Annotated in this window: 2 protein-coding genes; both read left to right on the top strand. The window is 52.2% G+C overall.

Features of this window, described 5'->3' with window-relative positions:
- Positions 1-233: 233 nt before the first annotated feature.
- A complete protein-coding gene (locus tag ACIOWA_RS27670) occupies positions 234-836 on the top strand; it encodes a hypothetical protein (RefSeq protein WP_401162901.1) in 603 nt (200 codons plus the stop codon).
- A 543-nt stretch (positions 837-1,379) separates the two neighbouring features.
- A complete protein-coding gene (locus ACIOWA_RS27665; RefSeq protein WP_401162900.1) occupies positions 1,380-2,801 on the top strand; it encodes a protein rep in 1,422 nt (473 codons plus the stop codon).
- The last annotated feature ends 343 nt before the right edge of the window (positions 2,802-3,144 follow it).

The raw sequence follows: 3,144 nt of genomic DNA, 5'->3' as shown, positions 1-3,144 counted from the left end.
ATGTTTTTATCAAAACCACTCTATCTAGATAGACGTAAACGTATAGGCCTATGCTGTGTGCAACGTTTCTATTTTTGGTGACTTATGGAAATTTTCACTGCGTTTATTTCTGCAATCTCGGATGCCAACCCAATGGTTCTGGTAACCGTTATCTCAGTAGTAGCTCTCCTGGTAGTGGCCGAATGCGTTCGGCAGTTGTGTAAGGCAATTTTGAGTTCAAAAGGGAATGACTAATGGCTAAAAGGTTTTGCATGTGTCCTAGCTGGTGGGTCAGAGATGAGGAGGGTCTTACGAGATTTTCTGCTGGCAAAAATGCAGGCCAAAATATCGCTGCTTTGAAGTGTGTTCTCGCTATTTCAACGGCAGTCGATTTCCACACCAGAAAAGCCAAGCTGTCGCTTTCCGATTTGGAGAAATTGACGGGCCTTTCTAGACCCATGGTGATTCGTGGTCTTGCCACATTGCAGGACTTTGGGATCGTGAACGTATGCAAGGATGGCCGGGTTCATGAATATGAACTTACGGTCAAAAAGGATGATGCAAATTGGGGGAAGGTGCCCTACGACCGTGTTCTAAAGCAGTTACCGACGCTCCCGAATAGAGGCGCGATTCCACTGACTGCAATGAAGCTCTACATGTTGCTCATCGCTTATCGACCAAATACATCTGAAACGGTCTTTATCGGATATGACCTTATCGAGCAGTACCTGGCTTGTCAGCGTTCTCAGATACGACCTGCACTCGACATTTTGTATACCCACAAATTGATCAGCGTCTCTCTTGAGGGAGAGGAGAGACGGCGGCGGCACAATGCATATCAGATCCTAGGCTTTTGATTTTTAGTCCTGCCATAGCGTTTCTGAGTGGCTCAAGGGCCGCACCCCCGGCTCGTCGGGGAAGTGTTTTATCTCCCCGGCGAACGGAGGTACGGGCGAAGCGAACCCTTGAACCTACATGTATCAAACACGCTAATGGCTGGTGGCTGGGGTGCTTTCCCCCCAGCCGCCTGCCTCGCGGCGAGCAGCCCCGGAGGGCCGCCGGAGGCGCTTAGATTTTTATGCAAAGTAGGCTGCTGACACACCTTGTTCTGATGGCAATCTATTGCAATGGCAGACAAGGTGAGGTGGCGATATTGCTCCTGCACTTAGAAAATACTGTAAGTGTCAATGAGTTGGCCGCTGTAGTGGCTTGAATCGAGGCAGCTTGCAGAGCAAGATAAATGACGCGTCCATAGGAAAATGAGACGCCAAAAACAACAAAACCCGGATCAAAGCGCGCCAACGCTCCCCGGGTTTCATCGTTAAGATTCGGGGATAGTATGACCACCGCGCACGTGATTTATCAAGTGCCGACCCCCGCCAGGACTGGCGGAGGTTGGCGTGACAGCACCGGACTTCAAGCGTAAAACCGCTGGTCGGGGCGGTGCCTCGGGAAGTACACGAAATCCTCTACCCCCCCAAGACCTGCGTGCGAAGCTGCAGGCTAATCGGGCTGAGCGTTATGACCTCCTTGCATCTGCACGGGCCCTGTTTCTCCATGAGGGAAAACGGGTGGGCCTTCTGCATCCGCAAGACTGGCACCGCACCGCCAAGTGCAAATGGACGCCAGTGGCAGGAACCGTCGGAGTGCACGCCTCGCGTGAGCATGGCAGTGCTTTCTACAGCGGCGTGATGAACTGCGGGAGTGTTTGGGCGTGCCCGGTCTGCGCGGCGAAAGTCCAGGAACGTAGGCGTGAAGAGGTGGCCAAGGCGGTGGCCTGGGCCGATGCCCAGGGCTTGCAAGCGGCGATGGTCACCCTGACGTTTCCCCACTACGTCTGGCAGCAACTGGCGGAGTTGCTGGAGCAGCAGAAGACCGCGTTGAAGTACCTACGTGAGGGATCGCCCTGGATCCGCTTCAAAAAAGCCACCGGCTACCAGGGACTGATCCGTTCGTTGGAACTAACTCATGGCCAGAACGGCTGGCATCCCCATACCCACGAGTTATGGATCGTCGATGCCGACACCGATGCCGACACCATGAAAAAGACGGTGCTCGAGCGCTGGAAGTCGAGTTGTGCGCGTGCGGGTCTTCTCGACCTCGACAACTCTGACCAGGTTGCCGCGTTCGAGGCCCATGCGATCGATGTTAAGGGCTGGTGTACGGCCAGCGACTACCTGGCTAAACAGGATGACAGTCGGCACTGGGGCGTCGACGCAGAAATCGCGAAGGCCTCAACCAAGGCCGGTCGGGCCAAGGGCAAGCATCCATTCGCGCTGCTCTCGATGTTCCAGGGGGGGGATCGCAAGGCGGGGCACCGTTACCTGGACTATGCGGCGGCAATGAAGGGCAAGCGTCAGTTGTTCTGGTCTGCTGGTCTCAAGGCCAAGGTAGGTGTGATTGAGCAGAATGATGAGGAAGTAGCCGAGGAGCAGCGTGACGATGCAGATTTGCTGGGTCATTTGGAGATCGAAGAATGGCGGCTTATTCGCCAAGCCGGACTGCGAGCCAAGGTACTGGATCTAGCTGAGAGCAACGGTGGTTGGGTCGCTATCCAAAAATTGCTGCGTGAGCTTCGGAATGAGGCTTTGAGCAAAATAGAGCGATTTAGAGACATTCAGAGCGACTTAGAGAAAATTAGATCAAATCAGAGCGATTTAGAGAGATTTAGAGCCTGCGATAAGCTCAAGGAAGGCACGTTACCGATTGTTTACACAATCGACGCACCAAAGGGGACTACCCCTTTGAAACCCCTTCTTCGTGATGACGAAGAAGCCTCTCCCGCAATGGGTTTGCTGCTTGTGGAGAACGCGCTTAGATAGCCGCACTGACGTGGCCGAAAGCTTCGGACAGGAAATGTTTTGTGGCCACAAAACTCGAGTCGAAGCGATCCTTGCAATCGTTGGTGCTCAAGTTATGCTAGATCTTTGGCTCTCTCATTTACCGATAGCTTTATGAGGTTTACCGATAAATAGCTGTTTTTAGCTTCTGGTTTACCAATATAGCGAACATATTTACTAATTCTAATTTTCTAGAAGCCACGTAATACAAGGGCTACAGACGTTTTTTTATGTTTTTATCAAAACCACTCTATCTAGATAGACGTAAACGTATAGGCCTATGCTGTGTGCAACGTTTCTATTTTTGGTGACTTATGGAAATTTT

The organism is Pseudomonas sp. NPDC087614, from assembly GCF_044743485.1.
Lineage (GTDB): Bacteria > Pseudomonadota > Gammaproteobacteria > Pseudomonadales > Pseudomonadaceae > Aquipseudomonas > Aquipseudomonas baetica_A.
The sequence above is the reverse complement of the archived record's forward strand: the minus strand, read 5'-3'. Positions and strand labels throughout refer to the sequence as shown.

Excerpts from the sequence above, each read along its gene's own strand:
- ACIOWA_RS27670 (WP_401162901.1), top strand. The coding sequence starts at position 234 with ATGGCTAAAAGGTTTTGCATGTGTCCTAGCTGGTGGGTCAGAGATGAG.